Source organism: Streptomyces sp. NBC_01288 (genome assembly GCF_035982055.1).
In the GTDB taxonomy this organism is placed as follows: Bacteria; Actinomycetota; Actinomycetes; order Streptomycetales; family Streptomycetaceae; genus Streptomyces.
In genome coordinates, this window is the sequence record NZ_CP108427.1 from 2,655,258 (window position 1) to 2,674,890 (window position 19,633).

Below are 19,633 nucleotides of genomic sequence, written 5' to 3' on the forward strand. Positions count from 1 at the left end.
CCTTCGCCGTCCCCGTCCGGGTCCCCCAAGGCTCCCGCGGTGTGCGCCCGGGAGCGGGAGCGGGATCTGAGGACCTGGCTCTGAACCGACGCCTGGAACTCCTGCGGGCAGCGACCGGGGAGTCGAACCCCCGGTACATTTGCACATATTTGCGCCGTACCGGCTCGCCCGACCAGCGGCATAGCGCGCCTGACACTCCATCAGCAGGTGCATCAAATGAGCGTCATTTCAGCGTCAGGACATCACCCGTAACGCCCACACCGCACACGCACAAAACAGCAGGTCAGGACACCTTTGCCACCGGCTCAAGGATCGCGACACACTCCACGTGACGAGTCATCGGAAAGTTGTCACGAGGGACGATGCCAGGAGAACGTGCAGGTCAGATAGGTTTTCCCCGCCACCAAACCGGGCCGCGATGCACCCAGAGCGTCAAACGAGCGTCACGGCCACGGGCCACTCTTCGGCGGCCTCCCGCCTCGCCTGCACCCGGAGGTGACGATGCCGTCGATCGTGATGGCCGAGAATCCCAACCGGTCGCAGAGGTAGTCGATTTCCCCTTGGCGCAGATCTCGCCGAGGGCATCACTGGACGCGCGATAGGTCCAAACGACGACGGCGGACGTCGCGCCGCAGGACGAGAAGGCGACACCGGATCTACAGACCCTAGGGGCGCGACGGCTCGCGACACGAGGGTCCACTTCGCCCTAGTTGATACAGAAATCCCCACGAGGGTGACACGAATCACTGGAACTTACTGTGCACAACCTGTCTGAGTTCTGTGATTTTGCGATCATTCATGATCTTTACCTGTTGCATACCTTCACTTTGGCATCACATGGGTGATGTCGATGTGAAGCATGAAAGGTCGGGATGATGACGGCTCACAGACCCACGCCGCGACGGCGCGGGCGGCCTCAGCGCAGGGGGATCGTTCGCTGGACAGCGGGCGGCGCAGCTCTCACGATGGCCATCACCCTCCTCGACGTGACGAGTTCCGCGGCGGCCCCACCCTCGCGAACTCCGGAGGCTCCGAAGAAGCCGACGGCGACGCAGGCGGCCGACATACCTTCGGCCCGTGTCGCGGCCAGGTTGTCCGGCAGTCGGGTCGAGGCACTCTCGGAGCGCACCGAGGAATCCACGACCTGGGCGAACAAAGACGGCAGCCTGACGACCGAACTCTCAGCGGGGCCCGTCCGGTTCGAGCGGGACGGCAAGTGGGTCGACGTCGATGTGCGGCTGCGGGAATCCGGCTCAGGTGTGGAACCGCTCGCCCACCCGGAGGGACTCCGGCTCGCAGGCAAGACGGGTGCACCGGCGAAGTCGCTGAAGGCGGCCCGTGAGGCGAAGGCCACCGACCTGGTGACGCTCGGAGAGGGCGAGCAGCAGATCACCCTTCAGTGGAAGGGCGGGCTGCCGAAACCGAGGCTGGAGGGGACCCGGGCGGAGTACGTCAACGCCGTGCCCGACGCGGATGTGGTTGTCGAGGCCACCCGTACCGGCTTCGAGCAGTACGTCGAGATCAAGAAGCGGCCCGGCATGGGCGCCTACTCGTACACGCTGCCTCTGAAGGCCAAGGGGCTGAAGGCCAAGCAACTGCCGGACGGCAGCGTGCAGTTCACCGATCGGAAGAATAAGCGGCGGGCCGTCATGCCTGCCCCGGTGATGTGGGACGCGTCCGTCGACAAGCGGTCGGGCGAGCACACGAACCGGGCCAAGGTCGGCCTGAAGGTCGTGCAGAAAGGTTCCTCCGTCGACCTGGTGGTCACGCCGGACGCGAAATTCCTTGCCGACCCCGGCACCACGTATCCCGTCACCGTCGATCCGTCCACGTCCTCGCTGAGCAACGTCTTCGACACATATGTGCAGCAGGGTGAGACGGTCGACTGGTCCACGGACACCGAGTTGGACCTCGGCAACCCGGGCACGACCAACGCTGACGGGACGGCGCGCATCGCGCGGTCCTTCGTCTCCTGGAACACCACGCCGGTCCAGAACGCGTTGGTCCTGGACGCGAAGCTGAACCTGTGGAACTTCCATTCAGGGAACACGGACTGCAAGGTGTACCCGTGGGAGGTGTGGTCCTCCGGAGCGGCCTCGACGGCGTCCCGCTGGACCGCACAGCCGTCCTGGACCGCGAAGAAGGCCACCTCCACCGAGACCCGGGGCAACGCGGACTGCACCTCGGCGCCCGACGGCTGGATCAGCGCCGATGTGACGACGCTCGTACAGGAGTGGGCGTCGGCCAGTGCCACGCACGGTCACATGGGTCTGCGGGCCTCCAGTGAGAGCGTGTTGGCGCAGTGGAAGCGGGTCAACTCCGCCAACGCCGCGTCCAACCCGCCGAAGCTGGTGGTCAACTACAACTACCGGCCACGGACCGGCACCAAGCAGGAGGCCGGGCCGCCGTACTTCTCCTACAGCGGCGCCTACACGGTCAACACCACCACGCCCACGCTGCGCGACACCTTCGTCGACGCCGACGGTGACAAGGTCAACGGCACCTTCCAGATCTTCGACAGCGCCACCGACACTCAGGTCGGCGACGTCATCGTGTCGAAGTACGTGCCTTCCGGGAAGGTTGCCTCGGTGACCGTGCCGTCCGGGGTACTGGCCGACGGCAAGACGTACAAGTTCCGTACATCTCCCTATGACGGGACGCACTACAACAACGGCTGGTCGGCGTGGAAGACGTTCACGGTCGACACCAAGGCCCCGGCCGCTCCCACCAAGGTGGTCTCGACCGACTACCCGTCCGGGAAGTGGAGCAAGGGTGCCGGACAGACCGGCGTCTTCACGATCACGCCACCGGCCGCGGACCACAACTGGCTGGAGTGGTCGCTCGACGGCGTGACCTGGACCAAGGTCTCCACCGGAGGAGCGACCGGGAACAAGACCGTCTCCGTCGCCCCGTCCGATAACGGACCGCAGTCGCTGCTGGTCCGTGCCGTCGACAAGGCGGACAACCGGTCCTCGACGGTCGAGTACACGTTCAACGTGGGAGCCGGGGGCTTTCTTCGTCCCGCCTCCGGGGAGCGGACCGCGCGCCGTCTCACCCTCGAAGCCGAGACCGACGGCGGCAAGTACAACGCGGCCTCCTTCTCCTGGCGGCGTTCCGCGGCGGACTCTTGGCAGCCCGTCCCCGCCGCGCACGTGACACTGGACGGCACTGCGCTCACGCAGTGGCCGGTGACGCTGACGAATGGCAAAAACGCGCCGCTGGCATGGAACGCGTCGGCCACGGTCGCACCTGACGGAAGCGTCGAGCTCAAAGCCGACTTCACCGGCCCCAACGGCGCGATGGGCAGCACGGATCCGATCACTGTGGTGGTGGACCGCAACGCCGACGACGCGGCGAGCGAGGACATCGGCCCCGGGTCGGTCAACCTGCTCACCGGCGACTTCACGCTCTCCGAGGAGGACGCCTCCTACTTCGACCTCTCCGTGTCCCGTACCGCCTTCTCACGCCGCCCGGAGGCCGGCACACAACAGGACGACCAGGCCGCGATCTTCGGGCCGCAGTGGGTGTCGGGCTTCGAGGCTCAGTTGAACGAGTCGGACTACACGCACCTGGAGAGGATCTCCGACACGGCCATCAGCGTGGTCCTTGCCGACGCCAGCCCGATCCACTTCACGGCCAATGCCGCGCGTACCGGCTGGATACCCGAACCCGGCGCCGAGGAGATGGTGCTGAAGGGAAGCGTCACCGCCACCTTCACCCTTTCCGACAGCTCCGGCACGGTGACCGAGTTCACCAGGGCCGACCCGATGTCGTCAGCGTGGCAGGTCAGCAGCACCCTGATCGACGGACTGGCCAACTCGGTCACCTCGGTCATGTCGGAGACCGTCAAGGTCGGCGACAAGGAACTGGCCCGGCCCACCCGGATCATCGCCCCCACCTCCGCCGCCACCGCGTCGGCCTGCGCGGCCGACCCGTCGACCAAGGGCTGCCGTCTGCTGGAGTACGTGTACGCCTCCACCACGAAGGCCACTTCGTCCGCGTTCGGTGACTTCGCCGGACAGGTACGCGAGATCCGTCTCTGGTCCACCGAGCCCGAAGCCGCCGGCGCCACGTCCAAGGTCGTCCAGACATACGAGTACGACGACGCCGGCCGACTCCGCCGTGCCTGGAACCCGCAGATCGCCCCGCTCCTGGTGACCGAGTACTCCTACGACTCGGCAGGACGGATCGTCTCGCTGACGCCGCCCGGCGAACTGCCCTGGACCTTCACCTACGGCAAAGCGGGCAACGACCCCGCAGCTGGCGAGGGAATGCTGCTCAAGGTCTCCCGCGCCGCACTGAAGCAGGGCACGGCCGACACCACGGAGGGCACGGCGACCACCAGCGTCGTCTACGACGTGCCCCTGTCCGGGTCCACCGCGCCCCATCAGATGAACGCCGCATCGGTCGGGGCCTGGGGCCAGCGCGACATCCCCGCCGACGCCGCCGCGGTATTCCCGGCCGACTCGGTACCTGCTTCGCACTCCGGATCGGCTCTGGTGCCGTCCGACTACCGGCGCGCCACCGTCCACTACCTCAATGTGTCGGGGCAGCAGACGAACACCGCCGAGCCCGGCAGCCGGATCGACAGCACCGACTACGACCGGTTCGGCAACACCGTACGTGTCCTGTCGGCCGGGAACCGGGAGACGGCTCTCGCGACAACGGCGGACGGGAAGGACGCCCTCGCTGAACTGGGGCTGAGCAGCCTGCCCAGCGCTGAGCGTGCCGAGCTGCTGTCCACCCGTTCGGTGTACGACGAAACGGGCACCAGGGAACTCGAAAAGTTCGGGCCGTTGGGCCGTGTCGACCTCGCCAAGGACCTGAAGTCGGGCAGCACCACCCTCGTGGCGGCGGATTCCTCCGTCATCGCCCGCAGCTGGACCAGCACGCGCTACGACGAGGGCCGTCCCACGGACGCCGGCGTGAGCACGAGCAACCAGGTCACCAGCACCACGCAAGGCGCACAGGTGCGCGAGCACCCGGCCGTCATGGCCGACGCCGAGCTGACCACCGTCGACTACGACTGGACGAAGGGCCTTCCGACAAAGATCGTGCAGGACCCCAGCGGGCTCGCCATCACGACCACGACGGAATACGACAACCAGGGCCGTGTGACCAAGCAGGGCGCACCGGGCACCTCGGGCACCGACGCGGGAACACAGGTCAGCACCTACTGGTCCGCGACAGGCACCGGGACCTGCGCCGGGCGACCCGAATGGGCCGGCCGGCTGTGCACCAGCGGCCCGGCCGGCGACATCACCGGCGGCGGCAGCAACTCTGCCCAACTGCCCACGATGACCGCCGAATACGACCGCTGGGGCAACACGGCCAAGACCGCCGAGAAGGCCAGCACTACGACCCGCACCATCACCCACGGCCACGACGCGGCCGGCCGGCCGACCACCGTGACCGTCACCGGCGGCATCGGAGCGGACGTCCCCGCGACCACAACCACCTACGACCCAGCCACAGGCCGCACGACCAAGACCAGCGCGCCGACCGGCGGCACCATCACCCGCGCCTACGACAAGCTCGGCCGGGAGATCTCGTACACCGATGCCGACGGAGGGACCACCGCAACCACCTACGACCTCCTCGACCGCACGGTCAGCGTCAGCAACAGCGTGCCCAGCACCATCACATACACCTACGACACCACAGCGGACGCACGTGGACTCGCCACCAAGGCCACGGACTCGATCGCAGGCGACTTTTCCGCCGCCTACGACGCAGACGGTGCGGTCTCGTCCGAAAAACTGCCCGGCGGATACACGCTGAAGCAGGCCAAGGACGCCACAGGCGCCGTCACAGAACGCACCTACACCAGGGACAGTGACGGAACCGCCGTCTACAGCGACGCCGTCACCTCCACGATCCAGGGCCGAACCTCCTCACACGTGGGCTGGTCGCACCAGCGGTACGGCTACGACGCCGCCGGACGCCTGACCCGCGTCGAGGACACCAGCGACAACACCTGTGTGCTGCGCACCTACACCCTGGACAAGCGCTCCAACCGGACCGGTACCACGAGCGCCTCGGCCGAAACCGGGCTCAACTGCCCGACCAGCACGGGCAGTACCACCTCCCGCGCCTTCGACACCGCAGACCGAATCGTCGACTCGGGCTACACCTACGACGCGTTCGGCCGCACCACCGCCCTGCCGGGCTCGACCCTCACCTACTACGCCAACGATCTGGCCCGCCAGCAGACCGCCGGCACCCGGCGCCAGACCTGGCAGCTCGACGCGGCCCTGCGCTCCCGCTCATGGACCGTCGAGACGAACAGCGCAGGCGCCTGGACCCAGACGTCCGCCAAGACCAACCACTACGGCGGCGACTCCGACGACCCCAGCTGGATCGTGGAGAACACTGCACAGGGAACAGTCACCCGCAACGTCACCTCCGCGACCGGCGCGTTCAGCGCCACCACGAGCAAGACCGGTGGCACGGTCCTGCGACTGTCCAACATCCACGGAGACATCGCCCTGCAACTGCCGCTCGACACAGCCGTCGCACCCACGGTGCTCGACAACGACGAGAACGGCGCGCCCCGCGCGAACAAGGCCACGACACGCTACGGCTGGTTCGGCGGCAAGCAGCGCTCGGGCGAGACCCTCACCGGACTCGTACTCATGGGCGCACGCCTCTACGATCCGGGCACCGCACGCTTCCTGCAGACCGACCCGGTCTTCGGCGGCAACTGCAACGCCTACGATTTCGTCTGCGCGGACCCGGTCAACGGAACCGACCTCGACGGCCGGTGCGGCGCTTGGGGAAATCCGTTCAAGAAGTGCGACAAATGGCGCATCATCATGTGGTCGCGCTCTCCCGGAAGCCACTGGAAGACCATCCGCGAGGGCAGCACGTCCAACGTCACGGTGAACGGGGTCAAGTACGGAAAGTTCGGCCTCCGGCACATCAAGGACAAGCATGTCGGGAGCGGAAAGCGATCCGCCTGGCGTTCCAGCTCGACCATGCTCAGCGACCTCAAGAAGACACTCATCTCCGGCAAGTGGAGGAACGCCTGGGGCGGTGTCTACAACGGCAAGTACGACATCACGTACTCCTATTGGACCGGCTGCGGGTGCCGCGGGAAGAAGAAGTACACCGTCACGGCTCACTACCGCACCACTGCCGCACCGGACGGGAAGCCGCTCGGCGTGACAACCGCCTACATCAACAGGACGGGCTGACATGCGATCTCCACGCGGGGAGAAGGGTCCCCTCACATGAACTCGCCCAACTCACCCGACTCGCTCATCCGTTCCGTCGCCGAGAGCATCGCACGACGTATCGCCGACCAGACGAGACCAGTGAGGTCACTGGCATCGGTTGTCAAGCTTGCCGAGAACGACGAGGCCGACGAGGCTCTGGACGATCTCGCGCACGTGATCGAGTACTTCCGCATCTCCGTCCACCGCGCTGAATACGATCAACTCGTCGCCGCGGCCCAACAGTTGGATGCGATGGACTCGCTCACCAACCTCAACGTGGAGCAGTTCGTGACTGAACAGAACTGATTCAGAGGCTTCTCCACTCGCACACAGGGGGCTCGGCCGGACCTTCGGATCGGGCCCCCTTTCACGCCTCCGGGCAATGGACCAATAAACAGACCCTGGCCTTGATCCGACCAGCCACGTTACAGACGAACCGAACAGCCGGAACACCAACTCGAGCGCCTCAAGCGGCATACGTCACCTGATGGCCACACCTCGCTCTGCGGGAGCCAAAACGGAGGATGGAGATGGGCTCCCCCAGGCGCCACAGGTACAGCTCATCCCGCGGCAGGACGGCCTCTTGGGCCTGCCTCCCAGATCTGCTTGTAGTCGGAAGCCGAGCGCAGCCCGCCTCGCCTACCGGGAAACAGCAGATCGTTCTCCATCAAACCAGCGTCGCTGATCCAGTCGCGGAGGAACTCGAAGGAGTGCGGCTGGAGGGGTATTTCCCTCACCATCCCATTGCGACAGGCCGTCAACTTACCCCCGCCGCTCGCCGGAAGCACCACATCACTCACACGCAGCGCGCGAGCCTCACGCGGGAGCAGAGCCTGCTCGGCGGAAAGCAGCCATTCTTCTTCCATGACCTCGACAGGCACAGCTCTCAACTCCTCGGAAAAAAGGACGGAATGCGCCACACAGGGATCCGTGCGGCAGGTTCAATCCCGCACGATCCCCGGTTTCGGTAACCGGGGATCCCGTGCTATAGCGCTGCGGGCCCCTACATCGCTGCGGATCAGGTTCACGTCAAGAGAGTCATCGGTAGGGTATCGCGGCCTTCGGGAACCGCCTTAGGTTGACTTGGACTGGGCCCTCTATTCCAGCCCGTTCCGACCTCAACGTGTCTGCCGTCGGCGAACCATCCTGATGTCCGCAAGCTCGCGAAGGCGCTTCAACAGCCCTCGCCACGTACCCGAAACGACCGAACAGAGCAGGCGCCTTCTAAGCACCGGCTCTATTGCATACTCCTTGTGGCAGTTCGCCGGTGTCATCGATGACCGCTCCCTGGCAGATGAGCCACCATGATCAAAATCTGACCCGGATCCCGTCGAGCGGACCGTGCTTCTCAGCACAGCCGGTCCTGAATCCGGATTCGGGCCTGCGGTCTTCCAAGGAGCCGTCGCCGTCACGCTGGTCCGCTCATAGGCTCAGTCCGTGATCCGCCGGATGGCGTTCAGGGGTGCATGACGATCTTTCCCACGTGCTCCCTGCGGGAGAGTTCCTGCTGCGCCAGGGCGGCCTGGGTCAGGGGGAAGGTCGCGGCGATGACGGGGTGGACCTCTGCCCGGCGGGCCAGGTCCATGAGGAGGTCGAAGTGGGTGGGTGTGTGCATCGAGGACCCGATGACCTGGGCGTTGTGCAGGTAGAGGCGGCGTACGTCGAAGGTCACGTCGTGGCCGCCGAGTGCGCCGGCGATGACCCACCGGCCCCCTTCGCGCAGTAACGGCAGACTCTCACTCACCAGTTCGCCGGCCACGACGTCGAGGGCGATGTCGAGGCCCTCCGGGGCGGCGGCGCGGATCTGCTCGGCGACGTCTCCCGCACGGTCGACGACTTCGTGCGCGCCCGCTTCGCGCACCGCGTCGGTCTTGGCCCTGCTGCTGATGGCGAGCACCCTCGCACCGCGCGCCCGGGCGATCTGCACCAGCGCGAGACCGACGCCGCCGGACGCTCCCGAGACCAGGGCGGTTTCCCCCTTCCGCAGCCGGCCCCGCTCGATCATGCCCAGCGCCGTGCCGTAGGCGGTCGGCAACGCCGCGAGCCGGTCGTCCGTGAGCGGGGATTCCGTCACGTCGTGCACCCGCTCCACCGGCGCTGTCACGTACTCGGCGTATCCGCCGTCGCGTTCGCTCCCCATCAGGCCCACCGGGTTGGCGTCCGGCCCGTCGGTATCGTAGATCGCGGGGTCGACGACCACCCGGCGTCCGACGAGGCTCCCGTCCACTCCGGTCCCGACGCCCACGACGCGACCGGCCACATCGGCGCCCTGGATACGCGGGAAGACGATCGGGCCGCGCCACCCCGACAGCGCCTTCGGGTCTCCCGGACGACCGTAGGCGCCCTCCCGGGTCCACAGGTCGGTGTTGTTCAGGGCTACGGCCCGGACCTGGACCAGCACCTCTCCCGCCCTCGGAGTGGGGACGGCGACCTCCGCCGGCTCAAGAACCTCCGGCCCTCCGTGCCCTGTGATGCGCACCGCTCGCATGACCTGGGACGCACTCATTGCCTGAACCTCCTCGCGGGTATACTGATCTGTGAACATCTCTCACCGTACACCGATCAGTGAAGGGGCCCGTCGTGCAGGAAACGCGGCCTTTGACGCCGGCCGGGCGCCGGATCGTGGCGGCGGCCGAGGAGCTGTTCTACCAGCGCGGCATCACGGCGGTCGGCGTGGACCTGATCGCTGAGCACTCAGGGGTGACCAAGCGGACCCTGTACAACCAGTTCGGTTCGAAAGACCACCTCGTGGCGGCCTATCTCACGGGCCGCGACCAGCGCTGGCGGTCACTCGTCCGTACCGCTGTCGACGCCAGTGACACTCCCGCCGAGGCCGTCACCGCACCCTTCGAGGCACTGCGGACCTGGAGCGAGACCAACACCCGCGGCTGCGCCTTCATCAACGCACTCGCCGAACTCCCCGACCCCGCCCATCCCGCACACCGCGTCGCCGCGAACCAGAAGCTCTGGCTGCTGAACCTGTTCAAGGAACTCGCCGCCGCTGCGGGCTGCTCGCACCCGGCCACCCTCGCCACCCGACTCCTCGTGCTGCACGAGGGTGCAATCGCCATGCAGCCTCTCCCCCTCGACACCCTCCCGCAGAGCACTGCCCTGGCACGAGCCCTGGTCCAAGCCGGCACATCGCCCCGCCACTAGCAGTGCTTCGTTACCTCGGGCACCGGCCCCCTCCGCCGCTCGCCGCGCTCTCGGTCGCGAGGCGCGGCGGGACAACGTGCACTGGAAGAGGCGGGAGTGAGTGTGACTCGCGCCGTACTGAGCACCCGAGGAGTGGGGACGCGCATATCCCCCGCGTTGATTCCGAGGCGAGGAGAGCAGTCATGCCGGCAGGTTCCAGCCCCAAGCGGAAGCGACAGTACGAGCACGTCAAGGACAGCGCGGAGAAACGGGGAGCCTCCACCGGACGCGCGAAGGAGATCGCCGCGCGGACCGTCAACAAGGAGCGGGCCCGCTCGGGCGAAGCACACCAGGCGAGCAAGACCTCCACCCAGGACAAGAAATCCGCCTCGCGGCGCGGGGGCGAGCGCTCGCACCGTGGCCCCGTGAGTCCCACCAGGGACCAGCTCTACGAGGAGGCGAGGAAGCGCGACATCCATGGCCGCTCCTCCATGAACAAGCAGCAGCTGCACAAGGCCCTCGGCCACTGACCCGTCCCACACGCCGCAGACCCGCGACATCGTCCCGAAGAAAGGCGCGTCACCATGGCTGACAAGCCCCTCGACGGCCACCGCGTACTGGCGCTCGTCACCAACTACGGAGTCGAACAGGACGAACTGCTGGTGCCGCTCAAGCGGCTGCGGGCGGACGACGCGGACGTCACCGTCGCCGCCGCCACGGCGGACCCGGTCCAGACCCTGGTGGGAGACAAGGACCCCGGCGAAACCGTGGAGCCCGACGCCACCTTCGACGTGGTGGACCCGGGCGACCACCAGCTCCTGCTGCTTCCCGGCGGCACCCTCAACGCCGACCAGCTCCGCCTCGACGACAAGGCGCTCGCCATCGTCAAAGCGTTCGTCGCCTCGGGCCGCCCGATCGCCGCCATCTGCCACGGCCCTTGGGCCCTGGTCGAAGCGGACGCCGTCCGGGGCAAGACCATGACGTCCTACGCCTCACTGCGCACCGACATCCGCAACGCCGGAGCCGCGTCCTGGGTCGACGAACCCGTGGTCAGCGACACCGCGGGCGGCTACACCCTGATCACCTCCCGCACGCCCAAGGATCTCGACGCCTTCCTCGACTCGATCAACAAGGCCCTCATCGGGTCCTGAACGACAAACCCCGCCCGCGGAGGGCAGCCGTACTCCGTGCCATACCGCCCTGTCCAGGACGGCGCTCCCCAGCTCGGGGGCGCCCTTCTCGAAGATTGGATCCTCCATGCTCAAGGCCATCGCTGACGTACTGCGCTCGATCGGCGGCGCGATCGCCACCGTCGTCACCCTGCCCTTCCGCGCCGTCGCCCGGCTCTTCGGGGGCGCCTCCGACAGCGCACACGGCCATCACTGAGAACACCGGTGCGCACCGCCTGCCTGCGCCGGGGGCCATGCGCCCAGTGGTCCGGAACCGCTGGGCGTCCTTGCGGGCAGGCGTTCGCACGGAAGCGGCGCCGGGCCTCTGCGGACCGATGTGCCGATTTTCATGCCCCAGGTGAGGACGAGGTTGAGGACGAGTCATGCCGCGAGCGCGTGAAGAAGCCCGTTTCAGACATCCTCGGCACGAGCGCCGCGGAGAGGCTCGGCTACCGGCTGTGGCAGCGACACTCGTCGCCATCGCGCTGTACCTCTTCCTGCCCCAGCGGCTCCTGGTCGCCCCCCGCTACGTACTGCCCGCCCTGGAGTGTGTGCTGCTCGTACCTCTCGTGGCGATCAACCCGCGGCGGCTGACTCGACAAACGCGGACGTTCCGCGTCCTGTCACTGACGCTCGTCGCCATGATCGGGGCGAGCAACCTCCTCGCGCTGGGAACTCTGATCCATGAGCTGGTGTCCGCCGAAGTGAAGGACGGCCGGGCACTGTTGCTGGCCTCGTTGCAGATCTGGCTCACCAACATCATCGTCTTCGGTCTGGCCTACTGGGAGTTGGACCGCGGCGGCCCGGTCAGCCGGACCCAAGTGCCCCGTGAATCACTGCCGTTGGCGGACTTCCGTTTCTCGCAGGACGAGAACGACGACGCCGTCCAGGAGGTCTCCGACGGCGCCAGCAAGACATCCGACTGGGTGCCCACGCTGATGGACTACCTCTACGTGTCGGTGACCAACTCCACGGCCTTCAGCCCCACGGACACCATGCCGCTCTCCTCACGCGCCAAGTTCCTGATGAGCGTGGAGAGCGTCGCCGCTCTGGTGACGTCGCTCCTGGTGATCGCCCGCGCGGTCAGCATCCTGCACTGAAGCTGTTCCGGCCCGCTCACCAGCGAACCCCGCGATGCGGAGCCTGCGTACTCCTCCGCCGAGGAGGTATTCACCGCAGGACAGTGGTGACGGGCGGGGGTTGGATCCACCAACGGTGCATCCCCGAAGGGAGAGCGGGCCTGCGACTGGCGCGGGAGCCGGTCCCGGCCGGCGACCGACATCACCGGCCCGGTGGTACGCCTTCCGGATGTCCGTGAACGGCAGTGGGCCAAGCCCGGACTCGGAGAGCTGCCGCAGTGACCGCCCAGTGACCGCTCATCGTCCAAGCCTCGCAAAGGCACCGGCAGTTCTGCCATGGACGCCTCTCAAAACCGGCGAGGTTGTGGGCACCCGTGAGACAGACGGTCCCTGGGCCACGGATCCCGTGTCACCGAATCGGCCAGGAAGGCGACTCCGCGGACCGAGTCCCCTTGGCCACTCAGCCACACCCGAATCCCCCTGCCGCACGCTTCAGACAGCGCCGCTCACGCTCCGCGTGCGATGTGACCACCCGCCTGTAGGTGCGGAGGCACTCCAGCGGTCAGGTCGCCGCCGTCACCCGGCGGATTCGGAATCACGCGCACGCCGCGGTGCCGGCGGCGACCGCCGCGGCCGCTCGTCACGCTGCGCGTCATGCCGCGCGAGGACGGACAGCAGTGCTTCGACCGGCATCCCGGCCTCGGCCGGATGCCTCAGGATGGTCCCTGGCTCGATGCGATACGCGTTCGTGCGCCCCTCCCGGGTGTGGGTGAGATAACCGTCCTCCTCCAGATCGGAAATGATCTTCTGGACGGCCCTCTCGGTGAGCCGGCACCGCGCCGCGATGTCACGGATGCGGATGCGGTGATCCTCGGCGATCGTGGCCAGCACCCGGGCATGGCTGGTGAGAAACGTCCATCCGGCATGTGTCTCGGATACTCCACCCATACACCCCAGCCTAGGGCGTAACATTCGCGTATTCAAAGGCGCGAAATAGATTTCAGGTATATCTTGACGGGCTTCCATGGCCGGATGAAACTTGTAGCGGCAGAGGACAGGCGAACGCTTCGGGAGCGACTGCCATGTCAGAACACGGATCTTCCGCTCCGCCCAGGAGCAGCAGCCGAGCCGTCTGTGCAACGACGCGCGTCCCAGCGGTGGTTGCCCCGTCGGCCTTCCTGGAGATCGTGACGCACCCCGCCGGGAACCGGACGGTCGTGACGGTCTCCGGAGAGATCGACATCGACACGGAACAGACCATGCAGCAGGCTCTCCGCCTGGCACTGGCCCGGTCTCCCGCAGGCGTCGATCTCGACCTGACCGGAGTCGGATTCTGCGACTGTTCCGGCCTCAACGTCCTGCTGCGCGTCCGCCGGCTCGCGCTGGAGGACGGCAAGACGATCGGCGTGCGGGCTCTCAGTCCGTGGGTGGAGAGGCTGTTCGCTCTGACTGACACGTCGTCGCTGTTCACCCACGCGCGTGCGCCCGTCAACGGCTTTGCCCACGAGTGGCACGAACATTTGGCCGCGACGCACGACCTGATGGAGGAGAACGGGGTGTCCGACGAGGCCGAGGAGCTTCGCGTCGAGGTTGTGCAACTCAAGCGCGCGATGCTGACCCGGCCGGTCATCGACCTGGCCCGCGGAGTCCTGATGGCCTCCTTCGGCCTCAGCCCCGAGGACGCCTGGAGCGTCCTGGTCGACGTCTCCCAGCACACCAACACCAAACTCCACCAGCTCGCCGAGGACCTCGTCGACTCGGTCAACGGGCCACCGCTGCCCGACCACCTGCACCAGCGGATCACCACGGCGATCACCGAGATCTCACGCCCGGCATAGACCGGCGCGGGACGGACGTTTCCCGGTGCGCTCCACGGCCACCCGGAGGACGGACGACCCACCACCCGTGAGGAGAGCGCCATGACGGAGTTCGGTTACTTCCTGTCCTGCGAGGAACACGGTCCCGCCGAGCTGGTGGAGCAGGCCAGGATGGCGGAGCAGGCCGGGTTCACGTCGTTGTGGATCTCGGACCACTACCACCCCTGGAACGACAACCAGGGGCAGAGCCCCTTCGTCTGGTCGGTGATCGGCGCCCTCTCGCAAGCCGTCTCGCTGCCCGTGCAGACCGCCGTGACCTGCCCCCTCATCCGTACGCACCCGGCCGTCGTCGCCCAGGCGGCGGCCACCAGCGCCGTACAGCTGGACGGCCGCTTCCGGCTCGGCATCGGCAGCGGCGAGGCGCTCAACGAACACATCCTCGGTGACGCCTGGCCCGAGGCCGACGTACGCCTGGAAATGCTGGAAGAAGCCGTCCACGTCATGCGGGAGCTGTTCACCGGGAACCAGATCAGCCACCGCGGCAAGCACTACACGGTGGAGAACGCCCGCCTGTACACGGTGCCCGACGAGCCGGTGCCCATCGACGTCTCCGCGTTCGGCCCGCACGCCGCCGAGGTCGCCGGCCGCATCGGGGACGGATTCATCACCATGGCCCCGGACGCCCCCGCCATCGAACGGTTCCGGCGCAGCGGCGGCGGAACCAAACCCGTCTCCGCGGGACTCAAGGTCTGCTGGGCAACCGACAAGGACGAAGCCGTCCGCACGGCACACCATCTCTGGGCCAACGAACAGCTCCCCGGCGAACTCGCCCAACTCCTGCCCACCCCCCGCCACTTCGAGCAGGCATCGGAGCTCGTCGGCCCCGACCGCGTCGAGGCGAACGTCACCTGCGGCGATGATCCGGACGCCCACGTCCAGGCGGTCAAGGAGTACGTCGACGCCGGGTTCGACACCGTCTACGTCAACCAGATCGGGCCGGACCAACAGGGCTTCTTCGACTTCTACCGCACCAAGGTGCTGCCCCGACTCGGAGACTGACAAGCCCCCACACCCTGCGGACAGGGACGATCACGGTCGGCACCCCGCGTCACCTCCCCACAGGACGCCGGGAAGCCGTGGCCGCCTCCGAGCCGGCGATCGACCCGCTGCCGGATGCTGCGACTACCCACTATGAGTTCCCAGGCCGCCGGCACCATCGCGCACTGAACACGAGAGCCTGTCCGATGAGGCTTCCTCACCGGGCTGCTCATGGGCGAGTGCGAGGACCACAACCGCCGCCAGCCGGGGCCCGCCCCTCCGGCTGAGGAACCACTACGGGCCCCGGCCTCATCCTTTGGCGGTTTCGAGTTGGAACGGCTCCCGCACGCTCCAAGCGCCGTGAGGACGATCCCACGTGAGGATCTCGCGACCGGGAGAACACTGATCCCCGCGCCGGCGCCCGCCGTCATCGCCGACCGCTGACGGCGACTGCCATCGCCAATTCTCCTGCTCTCAGCCGGAGTTGGCCGCCGGACGGCAGCACTCAGGAAAGATTCTTACCGCACAGCGGATCTCGCTTCCTGTGCAACGACTCCGGCCGTCGAGGTGTACGGCGCCCGCGTCGGTCGGCCGCACGGCATGTCCGAGATCGTCGACGACCCCACAGCGCTGGCCATGCTGTGGCAGAACCCGGTGGCAACGTCCGGAAGTTCCCCTGCCCGGACTCGCCCTGTGCAAGAAGATCGTCGAGCAGCACGGCTGCATTCAGCTCAACACCGGCCGTATCAAGGGCAGATGCTTCTGCCTCACTCTCCCGGCCGCCGACCCTCCGGCGAACGGCTCCGACGCCCGTACCGAGAAGAAGGCCCTGACATGACCACCGCTGCCGCCACCCCCATAGACATCCTTCTCGTCGAGGACGACCCAGGCGACGAGCTGATGACCCGCGAGGCGTTCGAGGACAACAAGATAGGCAACACCCTGCACGTCGCGCGGGACGGCGAGGAAGCACTCGACTTCCTCTACCGGCGCGGCACGCACACGCACGCGGTTCGCCCGGGCCTCATCCTCCTCGACCTCAACCTGCCCAAATACGACGGCCGCCAGGTACTGGAGAAGATCAAGTCGGACCCGGAGCTCACCCACATCCCGGTGGTCGTCCTCACCACCTCGGCGGCCGAGGAGGACATCCTGCGCAGCTACAAACTGCACGCCAACGCCTACGTCACCAAACCCGTCGACCTGAACCAGTTCATCGCCGCCATCCGCCAGATCGACAACTTCTTCGTCCAGGTCGTACGCCTGCCCCGCAGCGGCGTCTGAATCCGCTCACGCCGAGCGAGCCGGATATCTCGTGGACGCCATGCCGGACGCCTACGCGACGACCAACACGTCACCTGCCGATCACAGCCGCATGGGCGAGCGGGCCGGGGGTATTCGCCTCGCGAACGACAGGTTCACAAGAAAGGAGGCTCCTGGTGCTGATGGCTCACCCCGCCGTGCTGAAGGACCTGATCGAGCAGTACGAGACCCTGCTCGCACTGCATGCCGAGAACGGCAGCCCTGCCGCACAGCGCCGGATGGACGACATCGCCTACACGCTGTGCGTCTCCACCGGCACGCAGGACGTCGACGTCGCCCTCATCGCCGCCCGCCACCAACTGCCCGGCGCCCGCCCCCAGGACGACTCCGTACTCAGCGCCGGCTGACCTCGTACTCCCAAGGCCTTCGGCCCTCCGTGGGAAGTATTTCTGCTCGAATTTCCCGTGAAACGGTGCGTCCCGTCGCTCCCGCGCGGCCATCGGTGTTTTCCGTCGATCACGTCTGCTTACGGAACCGCTGAAAGCGGGTGGCGGGTGAGCATCGGAGGGAAGCACGACGGCGGATCCGGGGGTCGGGTTGCCTTCGCCGGCGAGGATCCGATCGTGGCGGACCGGATGGACGTCGAGCCGAGCATGGCGCGGTATCGGCTCCGGTTTCGGCCTCCCTGATGCCTGCCCAGGGGCGTCCGGGCTGCGCCGGCTCACCGCGTCGGTGAGGCCACGTGCCGAGCCTGGTCCCGGCGGGTCACCGGAGGCGAGGTCCGCGTCATTTCCGTTCCTTCTTCGGGAAGACGTACTCGTCGAGGACCAGGCCGACGGCAACGGCCGCCGGAATGGCGACAAGCGCGCCGATGATGCCGAGCAGCGCCCCGCCGACCAGCACCGCGAGGACGGTGACCAGCGGATGCACGTCCACGGCGAACTTCATCGCCCTGGGCACGATGAGATAGTCCTCGACGACCCGGAAGACGACGTAGAAGACCGCGGTCGCGATCGCGACGGGCAGCGACACGGACAGCGCGACAAGACTGACGACGATCCCGGCGAGCGTGGAGCCGACGATCGGGATCAGGTCCATCAGCGCGGTGAAGATCCCCAGCGCGGCGGCGTACGGGACACCGGTGGCCGCGCACCAGCCGAAGGTCGCCACGCCGGCGATCCCCGAGGTGACGAGGTTGCCGAGCATGAACTTGCCGATCCGGTTCATGACTTCCTCGGCCACGCCCTCGACGCGCTCACGGCGGCTGGCCGCCACGAAGCGGTAGCCGAACTGTTTGACCGTCGGCAGGGCCGCCATGCAGTACAGGGTCACCGTGATCACGATCGCCGTGGACGTGACCGTACTCAGGACCAGCTGGCCGGCGCCCAGGACGCCTCCTGCCAGACCGGACGCTCCGCCTCCCGAACCGATCTGCTCCTTGGCCCTCTCGACCACGTGATAGCGGTCCTCCAGGCGCCCGATCGTGGACTGGTGGTTGTGGACCTGCTCCAGCCAGCCCGGCACCGCGTCGACCAGCGCGCTGATCTCCTTGGCGACCGGCGGAATGACCAGCGCCAGGAATCCGGCGAGCACGACGACGAACCCCGTCAGTACGATCGCGACGGCCCAGCCGCGCCGCAGACCCCGGCCCGTGAACCAGACGACGAGCGGTTCCAGGCTGATCGCGATGAACACGGCCAGCAGGATCAGGGTCAGCATCGAACCGACCCGCAGAACCGTCTGGACGGCGAGCCACGCCAGACTCGCCCCCAGCCCCAGAGCGAAACCGACCGTCACCCAGGACCGCTTGCGCCCGCCGCGTGCATCTCGTTGCGGGGGCCGCTGCGGCGCCTTCCGGAAGTCCTGTACGGCGTCGGCAGGTCCGCCGTCGGAGCCGTTCACGTCCGCCCTTTCCGGCCCGCCGTGCTCGTCCCGGGCGGACCCGGACTCGGACTGCGCAGACATCGCGACGCCTCTCCTCGGCTGCCTCACCCGGGTGGGTGGCCACCCGTCCCGGGTACCCAGGCCGACCGCTCGTACCGCGTACACACGGGGCCCGCCTGTCCCGCCTCTGTGTCGAGGGCAGGTCGCAACGGAGTGCGCAGTGAACTACGGCCGCCTCGCCAGGCGGTGAGGAGGTGATTCCCGTGGAAGTGGACAGCGGCAGAGCCCGCATCGACCCGTCGCAGTCCCGGGGCGAGACACCGTGAGCCGGGCGACGAGATGATCTCCACGGCCGCGAAACGCCCACCAGCGCTCCGCGCAACGCACGATGGAGTCCGACCAGCGACATGAGATTGACGCTGGTCAGCGTCTCCGCGCCGGCCGCGTGGACGGACACTTCCACGATCATGCGGGCGTCGCAGCCGCCCACCGACATCCGATCTCTTGAGGCGGGAGCCAGGCACCGTGACCGATCTCGATCCCTTCACCGACCTGCTCGACTATCCGATGTACGTCGTGACCGCCGAGGCCGACGGGGAACGCGCCGGCTGTCTGGTCGGATTCGCCTCGCAGTGTTCGATCCGGCCCGCCCGGTTCATGGTCTGGCTGTCCAAGGCCAACCGGACGTACCGGATCGCCGAGCACGCCGAACGCCTCGCGGTCCACCTCCTCCGTCACGACCAGGACCGGCTGGCCCGGCACTTCGGCGGCGAGACCGGCGACCGTACCGACAAGTTCACGGACCTGCCGTGGCATCCGGGACCGGGCGGATCACTGATCCTCGACGAGGCTCCCGCCTGGTTCGTCGGCCGGGTGGAGAACCGGGTCGACGGCGGCGACCACGTCGGTTTCCTGCTCGCTCCGGAGGCGGCGGAGAGCCGCGCGGATGACCGAACCCCTCTGCTGACGCTCAACGACACCCATGACATCACCCCGGGCCACCCGGCGGACTGAGCCGTCGGCCACCGTCG

Annotated in this window: 16 protein-coding genes and 1 pseudogene; 12 read left to right on the top strand and 5 right to left on the bottom strand. The window is 67.6% G+C overall.

Translation table 11 applies throughout. The features are described 5' to 3' along the window. Window positions 1–965: 965 nt before the first annotated feature. Both OG194_RS11335 and OG194_RS11340 read left to right on the top strand, forming a co-directional pair. On the top strand, window positions 966–7,196 hold the full coding sequence (locus OG194_RS11335) for a DNRLRE domain-containing protein (protein ID WP_327400748.1): 6,231 nt from the start codon (window positions 966–968) through the stop codon (window positions 7,194–7,196). A gap of 36 nt (window positions 7,197–7,232) precedes the next feature. After that, window positions 7,233–7,523 carry a hypothetical protein gene (locus tag OG194_RS11340; protein WP_327400749.1) on the top strand — a complete coding sequence of 97 codons (291 nt, stop codon included), beginning with the start codon at window positions 7,233–7,235 and terminating at the stop codon, window positions 7,521–7,523. 254 nt (window positions 7,524–7,777) lie between these two features. Here OG194_RS11340 and OG194_RS11345 read toward each other — a convergent pair whose 3' ends face one another. Together OG194_RS11345 and OG194_RS11350 are read right to left on the bottom strand one after the other, a co-directional pair. Continuing rightward, window positions 7,778–8,098 carry a hypothetical protein gene (locus OG194_RS11345; RefSeq protein WP_327400750.1) on the bottom strand — a complete coding sequence of 107 codons (321 nt, stop codon included), beginning with the start codon at window positions 8,096–8,098 and terminating at the stop codon, window positions 7,778–7,780. A 575-nt stretch (window positions 8,099–8,673) separates the two neighbouring features. Then, the gene (locus OG194_RS11350) at window positions 8,674–9,723 is read right to left on the bottom strand and encodes a zinc-binding dehydrogenase (RefSeq protein ID WP_327400751.1); all 1,050 of its coding nucleotides are present in this window, start codon (window positions 9,721–9,723) and stop codon (window positions 8,674–8,676) included. A 74-nt stretch (window positions 9,724–9,797) separates the two neighbouring features. On the opposite strand from OG194_RS11350, the gene OG194_RS11355 reads away from it, so the two are divergent. The 5 genes from OG194_RS11355 to OG194_RS11375 all read left to right on the top strand — a co-directional run bounded on the left by OG194_RS11355 (window position 9,798) and on the right by OG194_RS11375 (window position 12,621). After that, the gene (locus tag OG194_RS11355; RefSeq protein WP_327400752.1) at window positions 9,798–10,373 is read left to right on the top strand and encodes a TetR/AcrR family transcriptional regulator; all 576 of its coding nucleotides are present in this window, start codon (window positions 9,798–9,800) and stop codon (window positions 10,371–10,373) included. A gap of 182 nt (window positions 10,374–10,555) precedes the next feature. Then, window positions 10,556–10,882: a plasmid stabilization protein gene (locus OG194_RS11360; RefSeq protein ID WP_327400753.1), complete on the top strand. Its 327-nt coding sequence runs from the start codon at window positions 10,556–10,558 to the stop codon at window positions 10,880–10,882. 54 nt (window positions 10,883–10,936) lie between these two features. Continuing rightward, the gene (locus OG194_RS11365) at window positions 10,937–11,503 is read left to right on the top strand and encodes a DJ-1/PfpI/YhbO family deglycase/protease (RefSeq protein WP_327400754.1); all 567 of its coding nucleotides are present in this window, start codon (window positions 10,937–10,939) and stop codon (window positions 11,501–11,503) included. Between the two features lie 106 nt (window positions 11,504–11,609). After that, entirely contained in the window at window positions 11,610–11,738 is a 129-nt protein-coding gene (locus OG194_RS11370; protein ID WP_266732075.1) for an LPFR motif small protein, read from the top strand. 241 nt (window positions 11,739–11,979) lie between these two features. Beyond that, window positions 11,980–12,621, top strand: a complete 642-nt coding sequence (locus OG194_RS11375) for a hypothetical protein (protein WP_327400755.1) — start codon at window positions 11,980–11,982, stop codon at window positions 12,619–12,621. A 555-nt stretch (window positions 12,622–13,176) separates the two neighbouring features. Here OG194_RS11375 and OG194_RS11380 read toward each other — a convergent pair. After that, complete coding sequence (locus OG194_RS11380; protein WP_327400756.1) at window positions 13,177–13,548, bottom strand: helix-turn-helix transcriptional regulator; 372 nt, start codon at window positions 13,546–13,548, stop codon at window positions 13,177–13,179. Window positions 13,549–13,757: 209 nt separating this feature from the next. Here OG194_RS11380 and OG194_RS11385 point away from each other — a divergent pair, with 209 nt between their 5' ends. From OG194_RS11385 to OG194_RS11400, 4 genes are all read left to right on the top strand, one after another. After that, complete coding sequence (locus tag OG194_RS11385; protein WP_327400757.1) at window positions 13,758–14,438, top strand: anti-sigma factor antagonist; 681 nt, start codon at window positions 13,758–13,760, stop codon at window positions 14,436–14,438. Between the two features lie 81 nt (window positions 14,439–14,519). Next, the gene (locus tag OG194_RS11390; protein WP_327400758.1) at window positions 14,520–15,476 is read left to right on the top strand and encodes an LLM class F420-dependent oxidoreductase; all 957 of its coding nucleotides are present in this window, start codon (window positions 14,520–14,522) and stop codon (window positions 15,474–15,476) included. Window positions 15,477–16,289: 813 nt separating this feature from the next. Beyond that, window positions 16,290–16,739 carry a response regulator gene (locus OG194_RS11395; RefSeq protein WP_327400759.1) on the top strand — a complete coding sequence of 150 codons (450 nt, stop codon included), beginning with the start codon at window positions 16,290–16,292 and terminating at the stop codon, window positions 16,737–16,739. A gap of 155 nt (window positions 16,740–16,894) precedes the next feature. Beyond that, complete coding sequence (locus OG194_RS11400) at window positions 16,895–17,125, top strand: DUF5133 domain-containing protein (protein WP_327400760.1); 231 nt, start codon at window positions 16,895–16,897, stop codon at window positions 17,123–17,125. Between the two features lie 379 nt (window positions 17,126–17,504). Here the strand turns inward: OG194_RS11400 and OG194_RS11405 are convergent, their stop codons facing one another. After that, window positions 17,505–18,683 carry an AI-2E family transporter gene (locus OG194_RS11405; protein ID WP_327400761.1) on the bottom strand — a complete coding sequence of 393 codons (1,179 nt, stop codon included), beginning with the start codon at window positions 18,681–18,683 and terminating at the stop codon, window positions 17,505–17,507. 23 nt (window positions 18,684–18,706) lie between these two features. Then, a pseudogene (locus OG194_RS11410) lies at window positions 18,707–19,047 on the bottom strand (iron-containing redox enzyme family protein); the annotation flags it as partial. Between the two features lie 80 nt (window positions 19,048–19,127). On the opposite strand from OG194_RS11410, the gene OG194_RS11415 reads away from it, so the two are divergent. After that, on the top strand, window positions 19,128–19,616 hold the full coding sequence (locus OG194_RS11415) for a flavin reductase family protein (protein ID WP_327400762.1): 489 nt from the start codon (window positions 19,128–19,130) through the stop codon (window positions 19,614–19,616). Window positions 19,617–19,633 lie beyond the last annotated feature (17 nt).

Excerpts from the sequence above, each read along its gene's own strand:
- OG194_RS11370 (WP_266732075.1), top strand. The coding sequence starts at position 11,610 with ATGCTCAAGGCCATCGCTGACGTACTGCGCTCGATCGGCGGCGCGATC.
- OG194_RS11395 (WP_327400759.1), top strand. The coding sequence starts at position 16,290 with ATGACCACCGCTGCCGCCACCCCCATAGACATCCTTCTCGTCGAGGAC.
- OG194_RS11340 (WP_327400749.1), top strand. The coding sequence starts at position 7,233 with ATGAACTCGCCCAACTCACCCGACTCGCTCATCCGTTCCGTCGCCGAG.
- OG194_RS11390 (WP_327400758.1), top strand. The coding sequence starts at position 14,520 with ATGACGGAGTTCGGTTACTTCCTGTCCTGCGAGGAACACGGTCCCGCC.
- OG194_RS11380 (WP_327400756.1), bottom strand. The coding sequence starts at position 13,548 with ATGGGTGGAGTATCCGAGACACATGCCGGATGGACGTTTCTCACCAGC.
- OG194_RS11350 (WP_327400751.1), bottom strand. The coding sequence starts at position 9,723 with ATGAGTGCGTCCCAGGTCATGCGAGCGGTGCGCATCACAGGGCACGGA.
- OG194_RS11365 (WP_327400754.1), top strand. The coding sequence starts at position 10,937 with ATGGCTGACAAGCCCCTCGACGGCCACCGCGTACTGGCGCTCGTCACC.
- OG194_RS11335 (WP_327400748.1), top strand. The coding sequence starts at position 966 with ATGGCCATCACCCTCCTCGACGTGACGAGTTCCGCGGCGGCCCCACCC.
- OG194_RS11405 (WP_327400761.1), bottom strand. The coding sequence starts at position 18,683 with ATGTCTGCGCAGTCCGAGTCCGGGTCCGCCCGGGACGAGCACGGCGGG.
- OG194_RS11360 (WP_327400753.1), top strand. The coding sequence starts at position 10,556 with ATGCCGGCAGGTTCCAGCCCCAAGCGGAAGCGACAGTACGAGCACGTC.